Genomic DNA, 21,032 nt, shown 5'->3' with positions numbered 1-21,032 from the left:
ACATCATTAATCTATTGTTCATTACTTTTAAAGATAGCCAGCAAACCAATACGCTTATAGAGAATAGAGAAAATTTATAGGTTAATATAATAATGATATTCATCATAAATAGGCCTCATCACCTATTGGTAAATTCATTTTAAATTAAAAAATAATGAACAAATCAGAATAAATAGATAGATGAATAGTCTTATTTGTAGGTATTATTTAAAGATACTATTAAATACCTATGGAAAATAAAATTCGAGACGTCTATTCATGTTCGGCGATGAATTTCTCGAATGTTATTTTCCTTATTTCAAGCTATAGCAATCCACAAAATTGCTTTAAAGCTCACGTTTATAAACGTATAAAAGGGGTAAGTAATGTCCAATGTCATGACCTACGAAGAATGGATGAAAAAAACAAAAGGTGGTTTTACTCAATCCAGAAGTAAAGCGTTAAAAGTCGTGGATGCAGCTCTAAAAAAATACCATCAAACTAAAAGTGAATACGACAAAGGTCTGGCTTTAAAAGCATTAATTGCTTGGCAGCAAACAAAGGGTAACGACTGGAAAAAAAGCATTAGGAACAAAGAGCACGTTGCCGAAAACCTTTATAGACAATTAGCTGGGCTAGAAAAAAAAGCCGATATGTTTGCCCTGTCTAATCTTCAAAATGAATCTAGAGCCATCATTACAGATCTATTTCAAGGTAAGCAGCTGGTTTTTAGACCTGGAATATTAACTAAAATAGCTGGAAACAGTAAAACTCTTGGGATAAATGTTAAAAAAATATCAACCGTTAACACGGCTAGAAGTGTTGTTCAAAATGCCCATACTCTAGTGCCTTCTTCTAGCTCGTCTTCTTCAGGTACAGCCGCAAAAGCCACAAAATTAAGTAATGATTTAATTAAAATCATTGTTCCAGCGGACCTTATGAAAGACGTTTTAGCCGCAATGATGGGGATCATGCCTAATTTCGTAACCGAACTGGTCGCCTCTTGCACCCCATTCGTGGGCGTTATTTTTTCTGGTGGTACAACGGTAGTATCAGGCTGTAAACTTGCTCAATCTGCATACGAACAAAACCGAGCAAAAATGCACGCCCAGCGTACATTAAGTATCGCAGAACCCGCCGCCGCATTTGCCGCTCTTATTCGTATGATTGAACGTGAAACACAACAAAAACTCGAAGGCTTTGTGAAAGGCTTAGCCGATTTCGGCTCTAAGCTTGCGTCAACGTTAGCCGATGGGGGGACCGCGACCAATGCGGCAATTGGCTTGGCTTCAGGTATGATTAAATTATTAATGATCCTAAGAGTTGTTGTAAGAGATATCCAAGAAAAAAACGCAGCGAACAAGTTATTAGCAAAACCGATTATTACCGTTGAATTATTTGAAGCAAACCCTTTAATGGGCGCATATTTTATCTGCTGCGCACCAACCAGTGTATTAGTCAATGTGATGCTAAGCAGTTCCAACTTCAATACACCTGGTATGATGGACAAAGTTCAATATGCGGTAAAAAAACACATCAAACCGTTAAAAGATACTGCGCGGAAATTGACTTCGGATCATAGAATGTATATCCCTGAACTGCAGAATTTTCCTGGCATGTTAAAACAAAACAAGAAAAAATTAAGCATTATGTTAGACAGAAAAGGAAAAACTGGAATGATAGGTCTTGGACCTGACGATTTCGATGCGCCAATTATCGCAGATGCGGCCGTATCTGAAGTTTAATAAAGTCATTATGTTTCCACTAGAGAAAAGGTAGAATAACCATTAGAAGCGTAAAGGTCATAGGTTTTTTCCTACATCCTTTACGTTAACTAAAGACGTGCTATTCTTCTACTGAATCAAGTTTGTACTCTTTTGCTAATCGACTCACACCCAACCCTGTCATTTTAGTCACTTTGACTTGTACTGGAATTCGGTCTTTTAATGCTTCAACATGACTGATAATTCCAATCATTTTTCCTGTCGCATGCAGATTATCCAACGCATCCAATGCCATTTCTAAGGTTTCACTGTCTAACGTGCCAAAACCCTCATCGAGAAAGAGTGTGTCTATACTGGTTTTATGAGAAACCAAATCCGATAAAGCTAACGCCAATGCCAAACTAACTAGAAAAGATTCCCCCCGAGAGAGTCTCAGTAGCACGCACCGTATCTGCTTGCCAAGTATCCATTACTTCTAAAGCTAGATTGTCTGACCCAGTGATATTTCTCTGTAAACGATAACGTTTATGCAACCCATTCAGTCGTTTATTTGCTAAATAGACTAGATGGTCTAATGTAAGACTCTGTGCAAAGCGCCTGAATTTTGCACCATCAGCTGAACCAATTAACTGATTTAGCTGAGTATAACGAATAAGTTCGGCTTCTTTTTGCTGAATTTCGACTTGTTTAGAACTGCTTTGTTTCTGGTTTTGGTCGTCAACTTTCAAGGCTTGAGACATTTCGCCAAGTTGCTGCAATAATATACTGCGATGAGCATCCAACTGCTGTGACTTTTCAAGCAATTCAGCTAAGAGCGCATTTGTATCTTGTCCATCCTCCGCTAGCTCTTGGTTATTTTCATGGTGGTGCTTCCATTGCTCTTGTATCTGCTGTAAACGCACGTCCGCATCACGGCTCGCTTGTAAAAGCCGCTTTTCCTTGTCTGACAAAGCATGCAACTCATCTAATTCAACTCGACTACTTTGCCAATCTTCAACATGATGAAATTCACTGGTTTCCAGCGCTTGATCCCAGGCTTTTTGAGCTTGAGCGTACTCTCCTTCAGCAATAACCTTTTCTTTTTTATTATTACTCATCTGAGTCGTATTACGGGTACTTTCCTGCTGCCATTGATTCAATAATTCTATGGCATCTTGTAACGGTTCTTCCGTATCTAAAGTCGCTTGTTTAAGCTGCTGTTTTTTCTCTGCAACCGTTTGACCCTCTAATAAAGAAACTAAAGCAACCTTAATAGAGTCAAGCTCTGCACTCGTAGCTAACTTGACCTCTTGCAGAGCCATATTTTTATCATTTAATTCTGTTAACGCCTCTTCCTTGTAGGTTTTGTCTCTTACTAATACGGCTACTTTTTCATCACGTTGACGCTGAGCATGCGTTGCCTGACGCCAATTTTCTAAGCGAGAATGCAGCTCATTAAATGCGATTAAATATTGATTATTCGTAATAACAAGTTTATGTGTGTGAACAATCTCTAACAAGACATTGTCTAATTTCTCAATGCGAACGGTCATTTCAGCCAGCTGAGAATGAAGTAGCTCAATACGTTGTTGATGCCAAACTAACGATTGCTCATGTTGCTGTTGTATTTTGTCCACATCAATAACTTTTCTTTCGCAGATTTTCTGCTGCTCGATATATTGCTGAAAAAGCACTTGCTGCTGCTCTATTTCCCCTAAAGATTCTCTTTGCGTTTGCAGCTGGTTCGCTATTCCATCAAGAACCTGTTGCAGCTCAGATTGACTACTTATCATCAAAGATGCGATTCGCTCATCTTCGAAACTATGGCTAAGCACATACTGTAAGCCTTGATCAAAGTCGGCTAGTACTGCCTGCATTTGCGCGGCAGTAGCCTCTTGTTGAGCTTGGCTATTTTTTAGGTTCGTTACGATTTCAACACGCTTTTCTGCGGCGGCCTTACCTTCTCGTTCAAGTAACGTCAGCTGTTTTTGTTTTTCTTCTAAAGCCTGCGCTGTTGCATCTATTTCAGGAGCCACTAACCCTTCCGCAAAAGGATGCTCTAATGATCCACACAATGGACAGGCTTCTTGATCTACAAGCTCATGTCGTAACACATCTAAATCTGCGATCTTACGTTGAGCATCTAATAAAAACTGTAAATCTCTTACATGGGCTTTAATTTGTTTATAAGTTTCACGTTTTTCAAGAATATATTGGTTTTGCTCATGCTCTAAAGCAGTAAATTCATAGGCTTTTTTTATGGATTCATCATTGAACTGCTTAATGTCTACATATTGTTTTTGTAAACGGCTGAGTGTATTCAACGCATTCTGCATTTCTTGTAGAGATAACAACGCCTGTTGCCATTGCCCCACATTCATACCATTGGCTAACGTTTCAAGTCTCGCTTTAATTTGAGACACTTTTTCTATAAGCTGATTTTTTTCTAGCTGAATTTGCTTTTGTTCAACGAGCACTTTATCGAGTGCAATGCGTTCGTTTTCACTGTCTTGTCGTAACTGTGACTCTTGCTGCAGTAATGCTTGGCGCTGAGAGTTAAAATCATTTAACTGTTGTGCTTGGTGAATCCAACCAGCAAGCGACTGGGTGATTATTTCGGGAGATTCTATACTGCGTAATAACGCTTCATTATTACGTTTTTCCTCTTGCAACTGGTCTAAGCTCGTTAAAATTATCGTAAGCTCTTGAGAGGCAGCCTCTTGCCTTTGCCTAATATCCGTTTCTTCTTTAAGAATACGCTGCCAATCTTGCTCTACTGAGTGTTGTTGATTCAACAATGGCTGAATGGTCTCTTGCAACACGTCTTCGAAAGAATCAAAAGCTTGAGAAGCCAGATTTTTTTGTGTTTTAGCCTGCTCTAACGCTTGCTCCAATAGTGTTTTTTGATTAATTAGATCCTCTCGAGCAAACTCTAGGTCAGCTGCAGTTTTATTCATCTCTGCAAATGTTTTTTCACAGCGCTTTAGTGTCAGATAAATAGGCTCAATAACATTCGCTTGTTTACCTTTATTGAGCTTATCTAAATAAGAAGAGAAATCTTTCCAAGCCAGATCGGTTTGAGTTTTTTGCTCTTGAAACTTTTGCCTTTGCTGATCTAATTGCTGCGAATGACGCAACCAATCCATATTTGTATTAACAACTTTCAATTCGTCAGCATAGGCGTCTTTATTTTTAATTAGCTCAGCTTGTAGCTCCTGCTGACGCACTCGTTCCTCTTGCGTCATTACTGACATAGAATCAAGAGACAACTTTAGCGTCTTCAGTTCTTGGTGCTTTTCTTTATGGGTCTCAAAAATAAAGCGAGAAATATCACCATAAATTTCAGTTCCTGTAAGCTCTTCTAATAAATCCGCTCTATCGTTTGGTTTTGCATGCAAGAAGGCATCAAAACTGCCTTGAGCAAGCAGCATGGATTTGGTAAAACGAGAAAAGTCCAACCCTGTTAGTTCAGTGGTAAGAGTAAGTTTATCTTGGATTTTATTCGTCAGAACTTTACCTGAGTCGTCATCTAGACCTGAACTCAGTTCACTTAGCTCTACACTAATAGGTTGTAATTTTCCGTCACTTTGACCTCGGGCTCTGCGCTGTCCCCAAAAAGCACGATAACGCTTAGATTTCACTTCGAATTCCACTTCAGCAAGACAAGAAGCGGTGTGTCGAGTCATTAGTTCGTTTGAATTTGGAGAGACCTTAATCCGCGGAGTTTCATGAAAGAGCGCCAAACAAATGGCATCTAACAAGGTGGTTTTACCCGCTCCAGTTGCCCCACTTATAGCAAATATTCCTGCATCACTAAACGGTGGTTTACTAAAATCAAGTTTCCATTCACCCTTTAAGGAGTTAATATTCTTTAACCTTACAGAACAAATCTTCATGCGTCCGCCCCTCCTACCACTTCCGTCCCTTGCTTATTAGGCAAGGTATTATCGTGCTTTGGCGGACTCACAGCGAGCTCTTCTTCATCCTTTATAACGCTTTCTTGCATGGATGAGACACATTGAGTAAAAATGCTTTTTAGCTCGGTAATTTCGGTTGAAACCGTCTCTTCAGATTCCGTTTGATCAAGTTTTCCTAATGTCGAAGCCGCCAAACAGCGATCAAAAACCTCTTCCACACTCAACTCTGACAGGGTTTCTTTGGCTTGATTACTATGGTCGACAACTTGCGTTTTCACTTGCCGAGTCACTCGCAATAAATCAATTAACGAACCTTGAATAACCTCTTGAATGTGCTTTTGTACATCACTCAAGTAAGCATCGGTAAAGACCTTCACTTCTAACCAAACAGACTTGCCATCATCCGCGGCACTTAGCTGAGTCACCAACTCTTTTAATTCTTGCAGTACGTCTTTAATTTCACCACGAATGGTTTTCATTGCCTGAAAGTTTGGCACAGGCAACAGTTGAGGTTTGAATTTTCCTAGATTGAGCATATTTTGAGTATCCAGCAGGACCATACTTTTATCCCTGTTTAACTCATCAAAACTTAAACAAATGGGTGAACCTGAATAGCGCTGGCAATCGTTTCCAGCAACCACTTGTGCTCTATGAATATGCCCTAACGCTAAATAGTCAAATGGTGGGAATGCTTGAGCAGGAACCGCCTCCAATGTACCTATATAAATATCTCTCACAGATTCCGATGTCTTTGCTCCTAATGTGGTTAAATGACCAGTACCAATAATCGGGACATCTAGATCAAACAAGCTCTTTTGAATTTCAATATTTTTATCATCTCGTTTACCATCATCTTGTTGATCCAACCATTCTTGATCTTGATTCGTTTTTTTTGCTAGGTTTAATGCCTCTTCATAGATATCAAAATAAAAAGATTGAATCTGATTTAACAAATCTCGCTTCTTGTCTGTTTCAGATTGGTTTGACTTACTCGATACTAAGTCTTTGGGGCGAATAAAAGGCACTGCACATACAATGGCTTCCAATTGACCGTGTTTATTTTTTACAGGAAGAATATGTTCGCTAAGACTCTCCGGTAATGTTTTCGCAATAACATTCACGTCCAAGCAAGCCAAAAGATTCTTTGATTCATTGAGCATGCTAACGGAATCATGATTCCCCGCCACGACGATTAACTGACAGGTTAATTGATTCAACGAAATCACTAATTCATTAAACAACTCTCGAGCATAACTTGGTGGTGCTCCTGTATCAAACACATCTCCAGCTAAAATAATCAACTCTATCTGATGTTCTTGTACCTGAAAAAGTAGCCATTCAATAAGTGCTTTATGCTCTGCTTGACGCGTACGACCCATGAAATGCTGACCAAGATGCCAGTCAGAGGTGTGTAAAATTTTCATTTTGTATTCATGCCTTACTGACGAATGAATCGAGCCAGTTTTTTATAAAAAGAAAGTAACTTTATTAGGGTTAAGTTGGAAATCGATAATGATTTGATTCCAGACGTTTGGACTTAACTGACTACCTTGTATAATCCATTGCCCACGAGAAAAGCCCTGTTTTGTTGATTGCGCGGATAACCATTTTTTAACTTTAATTAACTCTCCTCCAGCAACATCATCAACGATAACAGAGGAAACGTCTTTGATGGATTCTTTCATAAAATAGTCTTGCCAGGTATTGAGAGATATTTGAGACTGATTCACCAAAATCAAACCCAAAGCAAAGCGGTCCAATGTTAATTGTTGAAAACGGGAGACTGTTCTTACGTTTGCACTTTTGGCTACATTTACCTTTATCGTATCGCCTTCCTGAATGGAATCCAAAAAAAGTTGGTGCATTGGCGACAATAGTGGATTGATTGCAAAAATAAGAGGTTCTAATGCATCGGACTCTACATAAACACGGATTTTTTTTTGTTCTGAGCAATGCAAATCAACAGGCAAACCAAAAACATGATCTATTGGTCCTGAAATTTCTACTTGAAAAGCATAGTCCGAAAAGCGTTCAATCCGGTTAATTTTCATCGAAACCGTCGCCATTGGAACGTATGATCTCAGTGTCAAAGGCTGAATGATTTGAGTCTGGCAACACAATAAGGTCTCTTGAGTTGTTTCATTAAATACTTCACAGGCTCGACAGACACCCGCCCGACAACCATAGGGAACCTTTACTCCCTGCTCTAAAAGAGTCGAAAGTAAATTATCCCCCAAAGTATAGCGAACCGATTCGCCATTAAAAACAATACGTGAACATTCAACAGAAGAACCACTTGCTGAAGCGCTTACAAATAAGTGTGATTTCATAACCCTATCAGTTTTCTACAAACATGCTGTTTATGTATGATTAGATTGAGGTTATTGTCTCACACTTTGATTCACTTACACCGTTAGTTTTTAAAATTTCTCTCATTCATTCTCGATTGGAACTGAAACTAGCAAGGCAACTAATAACCGCCAAAAATCTTCTACCGAATCAATTTCTAACCTTTCTGTAGGAGAATGCGCACCACGGATATTTGGACCAAAAGACACCATTTCCATACCCTGATATTTTGAGCCAATAATACCGCACTCCAACCCAGCATGAATGACTTTCACACTGGCGGAATAACCCATTACCGATTTATGAACCTCTAGAAAATGTTTTAACAAACCCGCTTTAGGGTCAGGCCTCCATCCAGGGTAACCATGTTCAATAGCCACTTCTGCACCAATTAAAGCAAATGCCGCTTTCACTTTTCTTGCTAAGGCATCTGTTGCTGAGTCGATTAAAGACCGAACTAAAGAACAACCAGAGAAAACAAAGTGATCCTCTTTAAAAGTCAAATCAATGACCCCTAAATTACAAGAAGTTTCCGTTACACCAGCAAGTTCTGCGCTCATCCGAAAAACCCCATGAGGAGAACAATCTAAGGCATTCAGAAGATTCGCTTGATCTTCAGGGTTTAACCCTGCCGCCACGTCACACGGATCCAAACTAATCTGCAAATGTTTTTCTGTTACTTCGTACTGAGCGGTTAATTCCGCGCTTAATAAAGACAGCTTAGACATTAATGCCGTTACCTGTAAATCATTAACAATAAAACTTGCTGTCGCTTCTCTGGCAATGGCATTACGCAAAGTGCCTCCATTGAATGACATTAGTTGTATTTGAAATTGATCATTTAATTGTTGCAGCAAAGTCACTAACAACACATTGGCATTCGCTAAACCTTTATGTATATCTAAACCTGAATGACCGCCTTTTAATCCTTTTACCGCCAGTTTAAACGCCGCCGAACCTATATTCGAAGAGGATACTGAGAAGCTTTTTTTGAAATTTATGTCCGTACCGCCCGCACAACCAATATACACATCACCTCTGTCTTCAGAATCAAGGTTCAACAGTATCTTTCCCTTTAGAATCCCCTCCTCTAATTCCATCGCTCCACGTAAACTGGTTTCTTCTTCTATAGTGAAAAGAGCCTCTATTGGCCCATGGGGAATATTGGTTGATTCCAACACAGCCAACGCTGCAGCAACACCGATACCATTATCCGCCCCTAAAGTCGTTCCCGTTGCATGTACCCAACCATCAATAATTTGAGTCTGAATTGGATCTTTCTCGAAATCATGCTGAGTTTCTGCATTCTTTTGCGCAACCATATCTAGATGACCTTGTAAAACAACCGTTTGACGGTTTTCCATCCCTTGACTGGCAGACTTACGAATTAATAAATTGCCTGCTGGATCCAGATAAGTCTCCATTCCGAGTGACTGAGCCCAATCAATTAAGTGACTTCTTAGCGGCGCTTCATGATAAGAAGGCCTAGGCGTGTCGCACAGTAACTTAAAGTGTTTCCAGATAAGGGATGGAGATAACGCTAATAAATGTTCGTTCATTTCAATTCTCTACATAATTCTAAAAATATTAGGTGTCTATGGGGTTTATATGTCAGTGGGCATGTAGCGTTTAAACAAATGTTCTTTAAAATACGATGTATTTAAGGTTTCACCTGTTGCATTGAAAACCAAATCGTCAGTTGTGTCCAAACAGCCTTTTTCCCAAATATGTTGGCTTAACCAAGCCTGAATGTCAGTTAAGTCCCCTTTGGCAATCCTCTCATTTATATTAGGAAGGGCCTTTTTCATGGTTGCCATAAACTGAGCCGCGTACATAGCCCCTAAGGTGTAAGTAGGGAAATAACCAAAAGCCCCGATCGACCAATGAATGTCTTGCATACAACCATTAGTAAAATTACCTTCCGTATCAACACCAAGATAGGCTTTCATTTTTTCTTGCCATAAAAAAGGAATGTCATCGACTTCGATTTTAGCTTCGATCAAATCTTTCTCTATTTCATAACGCAGCATGACATGGGCAGGATAGGTTACTTCATCCGCATCGACTCGAATAAAGCTCGGCTCTACTTGGCGATACAGTTTCTGCAGGTTGTCTAAAGATAGCGCGTCTTGATCACCCAACTCGGCAATCAATATACGGTGGATACTTTCTAAAAATTCACTGCTGCGCCCAATCTGCATTTCCATAAATAAGGACTGGCTTTCATGTATAGCGGTTGAACGCGCTTTACCAACAGGAAGATGCCTTAATGATTCTGGCAGCCCTTGCTCATATTTCGCGTGACCGGTCTCATGCACAACCCCCATAAGCGACTGTGTAAAATCTTCTTCGCTGTAACGTGTGGTTAAACGTACATCTTCAGGGACTCCTCCACAAAAAGGATGAGCACTAACATCCAAGCGACCACGCTCGAAGTCAAAACCAAGCATGGTCATTATTTGCTCACCCACACTCTTTTGAGCACTCTCTAAAAAAGGACCTAAAGGCGTTTTAATAGACTGTTTATTTTGAGAAACGATTACCTGTTGAATTAATTGAGGTAACCAAGTCTTTAAATCTGAAAATATGGCATCGAGTTTTTTTGATGTCATTCCAGGTTCAAACTTATCCAATAAAGCGTCATACCGCCCTAACCCTGTAGCCTTAGCGCGATAGTCAGCCTCTTGCCTAGCTAAACGAACCACTTCTTTGAGGTTCTCAGAAAACCCCGCCCAGTTATTTTTAGCCCTTTGTTCTCGCCATCCATGCTCGCATTTTGCCGCAGCAAGTGACTGTTGTTTTACTAAATCCGCTGGTAGACAGCTGGCCTCCTGCCAAACACGACGCATCTCCCGCACTGAACTTTTTTCATTGTCTGTCAGAGCGGTCTCATCCAATGTAAGAAAACATTCAGCTAACAAAGGAGAATTAAGCGACTCATGCATTAATAGGGACAATGTCGCCATCGCATCAGCTCTCGCTTGATGGCTTTGGTTCGGCATCATAGTCGCGGCATCCCAACTAAGAATGGCTTCAAAATGCTGAAGATGATGTAAACGTGAAAAGTGCTCGACAAGAGTACTGTAATTGGACATATAACCTCCTTATTTTGGGTTAACAAGTAACATAGAGGAAAATGTGGGTGGGGGGCAATCGAAATGAAGACTAACGGCTATAGAAAAAGTGTATCAACCTGCACTTTTGAAAATAAAAAAGCACTATTTAGGTGCTAACCCAAGATCATCAAGAGAAAGAAGTAGTTCACTACGACGTGTTTTTGCGATTTCGAGCCAAGTCACATTTTCATGCGCCCCTATCAACGCGTATAGTAAATTCATATTAGTAGTGCCTTTGTATTCAACAATACTGGCGTACACTAGGATCGGGTCCGAATTTAAGTAAGTAGTAACAGAATCAATTCCAACTGCATTTAATAGTTCTTCTGTTTTTATTCCAAACCCTTTTAAATCACGCAGTCGATTACTTCTTGCCATCAGCGTTTTCCTTAGTCAGTTAAGAAATAATTTTATATAAGAACAACTATTTATTATAAACAGAACATGTAAACACCAATGGACTCTTCGCCATAAGAGCAAATGAGACCTCCCCATTGATATCCTTCAACACCCTCTGTAGTGATTATTTTAAACCATGGATAACCATGCAGAATAACATCACTTCTCTCGACTAAAGTCACTCGATCCCCTTCTCGTAAAGAAAGAATTTTTACATATTTTTTTCCTGGGCCACTGCGAACAATACCGCCATAGGAGCGTCCTTTAACATTAAGCGCTTTCGAACCTACTGGATAACTTTTTTGCAACTGAACGCTATTCTGGTTGTTTTTTTGCTCATATAGCGCCAGCTTTTCTTCAAGGTTTTTAACCCTGTTCGTTAGCGCATTTAATGCTGATTCTACTTCGGCTGTTTTTGATGAGTTAAGAACATCTGATTGTGTAGGTGCCGCACATCCAGTTATTATCAAAGCCACCAGCATAGCCCCCATTTTATATAACATACTTAATCCTTTACTATTCATGGATCTTGTTCATCTAAAACAACAAACCGCTCAATTGAACGGTTTGTTTAATGTAGTCTTACCTTTGATATTCGTAACCTTGCTTTTTAGCCCAATTACCTTTTTTCAAAGAAGCTTCAGAGAAAGTAACAAACTCCTCAGCACTGGTTGGATGTACACCAACCGTAGAATCAAAATCCGCTTTGGTCGCACCGGCTTTCAATGCTACTCCAAGGCCTTGTATGATTTCTCCGGCATAATCACCTACCATATGAGCGCCAAGGACTTTATCCGTTTTATTATCCACCACCATTTTCATCAAGGTTCTTTCTGTTGAGCCACTTAACGTGTGTTTCATGGCTCTAAAATCGGTTTGATAAACTCTAAAATCGTAACCACGTTTTTCAGCCTCTTCCTCACCTAAGCCCACAGTACCAATCTGAGGCTGACTGAAAACGGCTGTCGGTACGTTATCATAATCAAAAGTAACGGCTTTACCCTCAAACCAATAACTGATGAGAGCCATGGCTTCTCCAATCGCTACCGGTGTCAATTGCAAACGATTAATCACATCCCCAATAGCAAACACGCTGGGTACATTGGTAGTGAAGTTGCTATCTACTTTTATTGCCCCTTTTTCTGTCTCAATACCGGCTTTATCAAGCGCTAACGAATCTGTGTATGGGATACGGCCAGTTGCATACAAAATCAAACCAAATATTTCTTCACGACCATCTTTAAATCGAACTAAGCGCTCCCCTTCTGGGTTTGACGAATCAACTAATTGAATCGATTCAACATCCGTATTAAGTTGAACATCCACACCAGCTTTCTTGTATTCTTCCTGTGCAAAGTCCCGAATATCTTGATCAAAACCACGTAAGACCTGCTCTCCACGGTAAGATAAGGTGGTATCAACGCCCAAACCATTTAAAATACCGGCAAACTCAACAGCAATGTAACCACCACCGACAACTAATGCTTTTTTAGGTAAAGCCTCTAAAAAGAACATTTCATTTGAACTCACCACTAAATCCGAGCCTTTAAACTCAGGAATAAACGGTTTACCTCCAACCGCGATTAAGATTTTTTCTGCGGTATACTGAGTGCCATTCACTTCAACTGTATGTTCATCAACAAAGCGCGCATAACCATTAATAATGTCTACACCCGCTCTGTCTAACATGGATTGATAAATACCATTTAAACGTTGAATTTCAGCGGTTTTATTATCACGCAACGTAGGCCAATTAAATTCACCTGAAACATTTTCCCAGCCATAACCTTGCGCGTCTTTGAAAGCGTGACTAAATTCAGAACCATAAACAAACAGTTTCTTTGGCACACAACCAATATTCACACAGGTACCGCCTAGCGCGCTGGCCTCAGCTACCGCCACTTTATAGCCTTTTCCTGCCGCAATTCGACTTGCACGTACACCACCAGACCCAGCGCCAATTACAAATAAATCATATTGGTATGACATTGATAAACCTCTTAAATTTTTTAAAAATAAACTTATTACATACATTATAGTAATACGACAGTTTTTAAATGAAAAAATTCAATTTCCTCGATGTTTACAATATATTAAAAATATTTAATGCTAATCGTTATATAAGAGAAACCTATATATAAACAATGAAGTCGCTTTTTTCTTGATTGATTATTCTAATTGAATGATAATCAAAAAATTACTGAGTTAATTTTTAGCATCTTCGGATAGTTCCTCCAAACCTTCATAAGAGGTTGTTTAGCAATAATGAAATTCATTTCTTTCAATATAAATGGCTTACGTGCCAGACCACATCAATTAGAAGAGCTAGTAAAGTCGCATGAACCTGACGTGATCGGATTGCAAGAGATCAAGGTTCATGATGAAGCTTTTCCTCATAACATTCCCGAATCCATCGGGTATCATGCCTATTACTTCGGGCAAAAATCCCATTATGGCGTGGCCATTTTTAGCAAACAGGAAGCCGTTGCTGTCGAGTATGGTTTTCCGGACGATGATGAAGACGCACAAAGAAGAATGATTATAGCGACCTTTGATACTCCTTCAGGTCCAGTAAAAGTCATTAATGGATACTTCCCTCAAGGTGAAAATAGAGACCACGAAACTAAATTCCCTGCCAAGCGTAAATTCTATCGTGACTTAATGTCCTATTTAGAAAATCAAAATCCAGGCGAAAAAATCATTGTCATGGGTGACGTTAATATTTCTCCCACAGACCTTGATATAGGCATTGGAGAGGTTAATGCAAAACGCTGGTTAAAATCAGGAAAATGCAGCTTTTTACCGGAAGAGAGAGAATGGTTTGCCACTCTAAAAGACTGGGGATTCACAGACACATTCCGACATTTACACCCATTAGTAAATGACCGTTTTAGTTGGTTCGACTATCGGTCAAAAGGGTTTAATGACACACCTAAACGCGGTCTTAGAATTGACGTCATCATGGCGTCTAGCGGGTTAATGCCAAATTTGCTTGAAAGTGAAGTAGATTATGATATTAGAGGTATGGAGAAACCATCAGATCATGCGCCAATATGGGCAACCTTTTCTCTCTAATAAAATCGCCAAGCCAATTTGGTTATAAAACGACCAAACTGGCATGGTTCGATGTTATAACTCTTTCATAGGATTTTGCTAAAGTTCTACGCAACTTATCCACATTAGATGTGGATTGTTTATATGAATTGAATACAAATAATAAAAAATTCTGGGAAAATAATGAATCACACTAAAAATTCTGACGTCGATGAGATGTTAAATAATGCTAAACAGGCCTCTAGTTTTCTTAAGGCTTTAAGCAATGAAAAACGCTTAATTATTCTCTGCCATTTACTAGATGAAGAACACACTGTTGGCTCCATTAATGAAAAGCTACCTTTAAGTCAATCGGCCCTGTCTCAACACCTCGCTGTATTAAGAAAAGACGGCTTGGTAAAAACACGACGGGATTCGCAAAGCATTTATTACTCAATTGCGGATGGAAAAACTGTCGCATTCATCCGCACCCTGCATGATTTATTCTGCAGCCCTAAATCCTAAGCACCGAGGCCATTTACTCGTCTTTTCTCACTCGAAGAAAGCTTGCAAACTTCGGCACGGAGTTTTTTGTTAGGCCATGATATTTAAACGTAATAGTTTCACCAACTTTTGGTGGATTATTACGTTCACCATCTGTAAACCCTGAACCTATTTTAAAGACAATTCCAGACTGTGTTTTTACAATTAACGCCCCCATTCGATCTTGGTTACGCCCTTTCCCTGCTACATATCCAATCACAACCGCTTCAGAATCCATATAAGGCTTTAATTTCACCAAAGCATTACTTCTTCCGTCTTGAAACATAGCGTCTTTCCTATGCAGCATGAGGCCTTCAGCTCCTCTCGCAACATACTCATCTAGATGTTGCAGTAACACTCCGCGAGACTCTATAGCAAACTGTTCAATAGGCCGAATATGCTTCAAACCTAGTCTTTCCAGCAGTGTTTTATAATACCGAGCTCTCTCACTAAATGGTTGTTTTTGATTGGGCGCATCAAACACCATGTAATGGATATTTTGCCAGTGATTTTCATTTGGTTTATAACTTAATACTGTGGATTGAATAAATTCAAAATCTTGTCGCTTACTCCACAATTCACCGTCCAACCACACATCAGGTAAGTCTTCTGTAAACCAGTCAGGAGCGAAGATCTGCTTACCAGTTTTGGTGACGAATTGCCCATCTTTCCAAATAGCTCGAATACCGTCGAGTTTCTCACTTACCAAGTATTCCGTTACCGGTAACTCGTCTGTATAAACTTGCGCTAATTGCACTGGGGGCGAAGCCGCTAGCAACGAAAGAGACATTACTGACAGCCATAAAACGGCGCACACCATTCTTATCTTTTTCATAGATCCTCCTTGATCTTGAATAGCCATGTTACTAAATTCAGTACATGTTCAGCTAACTTTAGCAAATTACTTATTGAGTAATCAATCCTTCAAACCTCTGTCATTATATCATCCAATTTTTCGATAATATGACGGCCGATAGGAAAAGAGGATGTCGCGGCTGGGGAAGGCGCATTACAAACATGTAAAGTACGCTTACTTTGCGCAAATAAAAAGTCATGTACCAAGCTACCATCTTTCATAACTGCTTGAGCCCGAACGCCGGCAGGATACGCTAATAAATCTGATTCAGAGACTTGATCACAGTATTTGTTGACTTGAGCTAGATAGCCAGATTTCATCCAAGAATTACGAGTTTCTTGCAACCCTGTTTTCCAATGATTGGTCAGCAACTTCCAATAACCGGTAAATAAAAGCATCTGCAAAGTATCTTTAATACTAAAGTTTACTTTCCCATAACCTTCCCTTTTCCAGCCTTGAACCGCATTGGGGCCTACAGTAACACTACCATCTATCATACGAGTCAAGTGCACACCTAAGAAAGGAAGCTCGGGGTCTGGGATTGGATAAATTAGGTGGTTTACTATTTGATTGTGACTAGGTGGTAATTGATAGTACTCGCCTCTAAATGGAATAATTTGAAAGTCTGTTGGAATACCTAGCATCTTCGTTATTCTATCGGCCATCAGACCTGCGCAAGATACTAAATAACGCGTTACTATTGACTGATTACCTAGTTTAATAATCACTTCTGAGGCATTTTCTTTTAATGAAGTTACCTTTGAATCCATGAATAACTGGCCACCATTTTCAACAAATAATTCAGAAAGTTTCTGACAAATTTTCTGATAGTCTACAATACCTGTCTCATGCACTAAAATAGCTGATTCACCTTTAATATTTGGTTCTTTCACCTTCAAAGCCGCCTTATCTAATAATTCGACTTTTATCTCATTTTCCAGACAGCGCTTATAAAGCGCATCCATTCTTTCCACTTCAAGTGAATTAGTTGCTACTAATAATTTTCCGCAAACCTCAAAGTCAATTTGGTGTTTATGACAGAAAGTTTTAATTTCATTTGAACCAATTTTGCAAAACTGAGCTTTCAAACTTCCTGGAGGATAATATACACCGGCATGTATAACGCCACTATTATGACCCGTTTGGTGAAGACCAACGCCTGTCTCTTTTTCGATCAAAGCAATTTTTTTACGAGGATGAGCTTGAGTTAACTGCCAAGCCGTTGCCAGCCCTACAATTCCTCCGCCAATAATAGCAATATCATAATCACAGTTCATAGAATCAGCCATTTCATTTACTCTCTCGAAGTCTAGTCATTAAATCTCTATTGTCATATTAATACCTCCATTTATCATAAAGATATTCGCACATACACGCGATGGTAGAATAAAAAAATCCCCGCAGATGCGAGGATTTTTAGATACTACCAGATCAACTTAGTTGCTTACCAACCAGTCAATTCTTTTAGTGCATCACCAATGTCGGCCAAAGAACGAACCGTTTTAACACCTGCGTCTTCTAATGCAGCAAATTTTTCATCCGCCGTACCTTTACCACCAGAAATAATGGCACCAGCATGGCCCATACGTTTACCAGCAGGTGCAGTAACACCAGCAATATAAGAAACAACTGGTTTAGTTACGTTTGCTTTAATGTAAGCAGCCGCTTCTTCTTCTGCAGTACCACCAATTTCACCAATCATAACGATTGCTTCAGTTTGAGGGTCATTTTCAAATAATTCTAGTACATCAATGAAGTTTGTACCTGGAATTGGGTCACCACCAATACCTACACAAGTAGATTGGCCGAAACCAGCATCCGTAGTTTGCTTAACCGCTTCATAAGTCAATGTACCTGAACGAGATACGATACCAACTTTACCCGGTAAATGGATATGACCAGGCATGATACCGATTTTACATTCACCAGGAGTGATTACACCTGGGCAGTTTGGACCAATTAGACGTACACCAAGTTGATCACAAGCCACTTTGCAATCAAGCATATCCAAAGTAGGGATACCTTCAGTGATACAAACGATCAATTTAATGCCGCTGTTCGCTGCTTCTAAGATAGAATCTTTACAGAAAGGCGCTGGTACATAGATTACAGACGCTTCAGCACCCGTTTCTTCAACCGCTTCTTTAACTGTATTGAATACAGGAAGACCTAAATGTGTTTGACCACCTTTACCAGGAGTCACACCACCAACCATTTTGGTTCCATAAGCAATCGCTTGCTCAGAATGGAATGTACCTTGTCCACCAGTAAAACCCTGGCAGATTACTTTAGTATCTTTATTAATTAAGACAGACATTATTTGCCCTCCGCAGCTTTAACAACTTGTACAGCCGCGTCTTTTAGACTAGTAGCAGCAATGATATCAAGATCAGATTTAGCAAGAACTTCACGTCCTAGATCTGCATTTGTACCTTCAAGACGTACAACAACAGGAACCTGAACACCTACTTCTTTAACAGCACCAATAATACCTTCAGCGATCATATCGCAACGAACGATACCACCAAAGATATTAACCAATACCGCTTTTACATTGTCATCAGAAAGGATGATTTTAAATGCTTCAGAAACACGTTCTTTTGTCGCGCCGCCGCCAACGTCTAAGAAGTTAGCTGGCTTGCCGCCATGTAGGTTTACGATATCCATTGTACCCATCGCAAGACCAGCACCGTTTACCATGCAACCAACATTACCGTCTAGAGCCACATAGTTTAATTCAAAAGAGGCTGCGTGAGCTTCGCGAGCATCTTCTTGAGATGGATCATGGAACGCTTGCATTTTCTTCTGACGGTATACCGCATTACTATCGATATTGATTTTTCCATCTAAGCAATGAAGATTACCTTCGTCTGTAATAACCAATGGGTTGATTTCAAGAAGTGCGAAATCACAATCATGGAACATTTGAGATAGACCTAAGAAGATCTTAGTGAACTGTTTAATTTGAACTGGGTTAAGACCTAATTTAAATGCTAATTCACGTGCCTGGTAAGGTTGAGCACCAACCAAAGGATCAATAATTGCTTTGTGGATCAAGTGTGGCGTTTCTTCCGCCACTTTCTCAATGTCCACACCACCTTCGGTAGACGCCATGAATACTACACGACGAGTAGAACGGTCAACAACCGCACCAAGATATAATTCGTTAGCAATGTCAGTACAAGATTCAACTAAGATCTTTGCAACAGGCTGACCATTCTCATCAGTTTGGTAAGTTACTAAGTTTTTACCTAGCCATTGAGAAGCAAATGCGGCAATCTCATCATGAGTTTTAACAAGTTTTACACCACCTGCTTTACCACGGCCACCCGCGTGAACTTGCGCTTTAACTACCCACATGTCACCGCCAATCTTTTTAGCAGCTTCTACTGCTTCTTCTGGCGTGTCACATGCATACCCTGTCGATACTGGCAGGCCATATTCAGCAAAAAGCTGTTTTGCCTGATATTCGTGTAAGTTCATTCGCTTATTCCGCTCATCTGAATTTATTGAAAACGTTGTTTACCAATTGATAAACAACAAAATGCTGACTCTGAAGCAAAGTCAGCAAACTTTATTAATCTAACGCTTTTTACGATTTGCAATATGAATTGCATGATTATCAACAGCAAGAGCTGCTTCATGAACCGCTTCACTCACTGTTGGGTGAGCGAATACAGTCAGAGCAATGTCTTCTGCTGTAGAACCAAATTCCATTGCGATAACAGCTTGGGCAATCAGATCGGCTGCGCCGGCACCAATAATATGGCAACCTAGAATACGATCCGTCTCCTCACAAGCAATCATTTTTACAAAGCCTGTTGTGTCATTTGCCGCCATCGCACGACCAGACGCGGCAAATGGAAATTTACCCACTTTGTATTTAACGCCGTCCGCTTTTAATTCTTGCTCTGTTTTACCAACCCAAGCAAGTTCTGGGTGTGTATAGATAACAGAAGGAATGCAGTCATAGTTCATTTGTGCTTTATGGCCAGCAATAATATCAGCAACCATCACACCTTCTTCAGATGCTTTATGTGCAAGCATAGGGCCACGAACAATATCACCAATCGCGTAAACACCAGGAACCGATGTTTTGCACTGCTCATCAACAAAAACAAAACCACGTTCATCCAGTTTCACACCAGAATCTGCAGCTAAACAACCATCGGTGAAAGGCTTACGACCAACCGCGACAATCAATTTATCAAATGTTTGCTTCTGCTCTTCACCTTTTGCGTCAAGGTAAGTCACATTAACTTCTTCACCGTTAATCTCACTGCCAGTAACACGAGCGCCTAGGCGAATGTCCATGTGTTGCTTTTTGAATACTTTTGCCGCTTCTTTAGCAACATCGATATCACAAACACTTAAAAACGAATCTTGTGCTTCAAGAACAACGACTTCGGAACCCAATCGAGCCCAAACAGAACCTAACTCTAAACCGATAACGCCTGCACCAATAACACCAAGACGCTTAGGAACAGTACGGAAGTCCAATGCACCTTCATTATCAACAATGATATCACCAGTGCGAGGTGCCGGTGGAATGTTCACAGGAACAGAACCCGTCGCTAGAATCACGTTTTCCGTTTCAATAACAGAAACAGTGCCGTCATGGGCCGTAAATTCTACTTTTTTACTGGATAGAACTTTACCCATACCTTCAAAACTCGTTACACCATTAGCTTTGAATAGACCTGTAATGCCACTAGTCAATTGATCAACAATTTTATCTTTGCGATCAACCATGACACTCACATCCATAGCAACATCACCAACCGTAATACCATGTACGCCATAAGACTCTTTGGCATCATGGTATTTATGGGAAGAGTCTAATAATGCTTTAGAGGGGATACAACCAACATTTAAGCATGTTCCGCCTAAACGAGGAGTATTATTTTTATCTAACCATTTTTCAATACAAGCCGTTTTCAAACCCAATTGCGCAGCGCGGATAGCGGCAACATAACCACCAGGACCACCACCAATTACCACAACATCAAATTTAGTAGACATAGTTATTTCCATTTTTGACTAATGAAACCTAATAAGCGGTTTCTTAGTTTTAATTACAATCGAAATGTGTAGACGGTAAACAACCTTATGGATCATCAAACCTCTACACATTTTT

Annotated in this window: 17 protein-coding genes; 3 read left to right on the top strand and 14 right to left on the bottom strand. The window is 39.9% G+C overall.

All coding sequences use genetic code 11. The features are described 5' to 3' along the window. Positions 1-365: 365 nt before the first annotated feature. On the top strand, positions 366-1,724 hold the full coding sequence (locus tag O1D97_RS17955) for a hypothetical protein (RefSeq protein WP_269127560.1): 1,359 nt from the start codon (positions 366-368) through the stop codon (positions 1,722-1,724). A 100-nt stretch (positions 1,725-1,824) separates the two neighbouring features. On the opposite strand, the gene O1D97_RS17950 is transcribed toward O1D97_RS17955, so the two are convergent. The 9 genes from O1D97_RS17950 to gorA form a co-directional block, all read right to left on the bottom strand. Continuing rightward, positions 1,825-2,097: an SbcC/MukB-like Walker B domain-containing protein gene (locus tag O1D97_RS17950; RefSeq protein ID WP_269127558.1), complete on the bottom strand. Its 273-nt coding sequence runs from the start codon at positions 2,095-2,097 to the stop codon at positions 1,825-1,827. Between the two features lie 7 nt (positions 2,098-2,104). Further along, positions 2,105-5,578 carry an AAA family ATPase gene (locus tag O1D97_RS17945; RefSeq protein WP_269127557.1) on the bottom strand — a complete coding sequence of 1,158 codons (3,474 nt, stop codon included), beginning with the start codon at positions 5,576-5,578 and terminating at the stop codon, positions 2,105-2,107. Next, positions 5,575-7,023, bottom strand: coding sequence for an exonuclease subunit SbcD (sbcD, locus tag O1D97_RS17940; protein ID WP_269127556.1), 1,449 nt, complete (start codon positions 7,021-7,023; stop codon positions 5,575-5,577). Before sbcD ends, O1D97_RS17945 begins: the two co-directional genes overlap by 4 nt. Before the next feature lie 42 nt (positions 7,024-7,065). Continuing rightward, a complete protein-coding gene (locus O1D97_RS17935; RefSeq protein WP_269127555.1) occupies positions 7,066-7,929 on the bottom strand; it encodes a 2Fe-2S iron-sulfur cluster-binding protein in 864 nt (287 codons plus the stop codon). Between the two features lie 102 nt (positions 7,930-8,031). Then, on the bottom strand, positions 8,032-9,507 hold the full coding sequence (locus O1D97_RS17930) for an aminoacyl-histidine dipeptidase (RefSeq protein WP_269127554.1): 1,476 nt from the start codon (positions 9,505-9,507) through the stop codon (positions 8,032-8,034). Between the two features lie 45 nt (positions 9,508-9,552). Then, a complete protein-coding gene (locus tag O1D97_RS17925) occupies positions 9,553-11,043 on the bottom strand; it encodes a carboxypeptidase M32 (protein WP_269127552.1) in 1,491 nt (496 codons plus the stop codon). Positions 11,044-11,166: 123 nt separating this feature from the next. After that, a complete protein-coding gene (locus O1D97_RS17920; protein ID WP_269127551.1) occupies positions 11,167-11,442 on the bottom strand; it encodes a TfoX/Sxy family DNA transformation protein in 276 nt (91 codons plus the stop codon). A 53-nt stretch (positions 11,443-11,495) separates the two neighbouring features. Then, entirely contained in the window at positions 11,496-11,966 is a 471-nt protein-coding gene (locus O1D97_RS17915; RefSeq protein WP_269127550.1) for an SH3 domain-containing protein, read from the bottom strand. A 79-nt stretch (positions 11,967-12,045) separates the two neighbouring features. Further along, positions 12,046-13,452: a glutathione-disulfide reductase gene (gene gorA, locus O1D97_RS17910; RefSeq protein WP_269127549.1), complete on the bottom strand. Its 1,407-nt coding sequence runs from the start codon at positions 13,450-13,452 to the stop codon at positions 12,046-12,048. Positions 13,453-13,728: 276 nt separating this feature from the next. Between gorA and xthA the strand changes: the two genes are divergently transcribed. Then, complete coding sequence (gene xthA / locus O1D97_RS17905) at positions 13,729-14,538, top strand: exodeoxyribonuclease III (protein WP_269127548.1); 810 nt, start codon at positions 13,729-13,731, stop codon at positions 14,536-14,538. A gap of 162 nt (positions 14,539-14,700) precedes the next feature. Then, positions 14,701-15,021, top strand: a complete 321-nt coding sequence (locus O1D97_RS17900; protein WP_269127546.1) for an ArsR/SmtB family transcription factor — start codon at positions 14,701-14,703, stop codon at positions 15,019-15,021. A 13-nt stretch (positions 15,022-15,034) separates the two neighbouring features. Here O1D97_RS17900 and O1D97_RS17895 read toward each other — a convergent pair whose 3' ends face one another. From O1D97_RS17895 to lpdA, 5 genes are all read right to left on the bottom strand, one after another. After that, positions 15,035-15,874 (bottom strand): DNA ligase, encoded by an 840-nt coding sequence (locus O1D97_RS17895; protein WP_269127545.1) that lies wholly within the window; start codon positions 15,872-15,874, stop codon positions 15,035-15,037. An 89-nt stretch (positions 15,875-15,963) separates the two neighbouring features. Beyond that, a complete protein-coding gene (gene lhgO, locus O1D97_RS17890) occupies positions 15,964-17,184 on the bottom strand; it encodes an L-2-hydroxyglutarate oxidase (RefSeq protein WP_269127544.1) in 1,221 nt (406 codons plus the stop codon). A gap of 155 nt (positions 17,185-17,339) precedes the next feature. After that, the gene (sucD, locus tag O1D97_RS17885) at positions 17,340-18,212 is read right to left on the bottom strand and encodes a succinate--CoA ligase subunit alpha (RefSeq protein WP_269127543.1); all 873 of its coding nucleotides are present in this window, start codon (positions 18,210-18,212) and stop codon (positions 17,340-17,342) included. Beyond that, entirely contained in the window at positions 18,212-19,378 is a 1,167-nt protein-coding gene (sucC, locus tag O1D97_RS17880; protein WP_269127542.1) for an ADP-forming succinate--CoA ligase subunit beta, read from the bottom strand. The genes sucD and sucC overlap by 1 nt, the downstream gene beginning before the upstream one ends. Positions 19,379-19,477: 99 nt before the next feature. Next, positions 19,478-20,917, bottom strand: coding sequence for a dihydrolipoyl dehydrogenase (lpdA, locus tag O1D97_RS17875; RefSeq protein ID WP_269127541.1), 1,440 nt, complete (start codon positions 20,915-20,917; stop codon positions 19,478-19,480). Between the last annotated feature and the right edge of the window lie 115 nt (positions 20,918-21,032).

This window comes from Marinomonas phaeophyticola, assembly GCF_026966905.1.
GTDB lineage: Bacteria > Pseudomonadota > Gammaproteobacteria > Pseudomonadales > Marinomonadaceae > Marinomonas > Marinomonas phaeophyticola.
The sequence above is the reverse complement of the archived record's forward strand: the minus strand, read 5'-3'. Positions and strand labels throughout refer to the sequence as shown.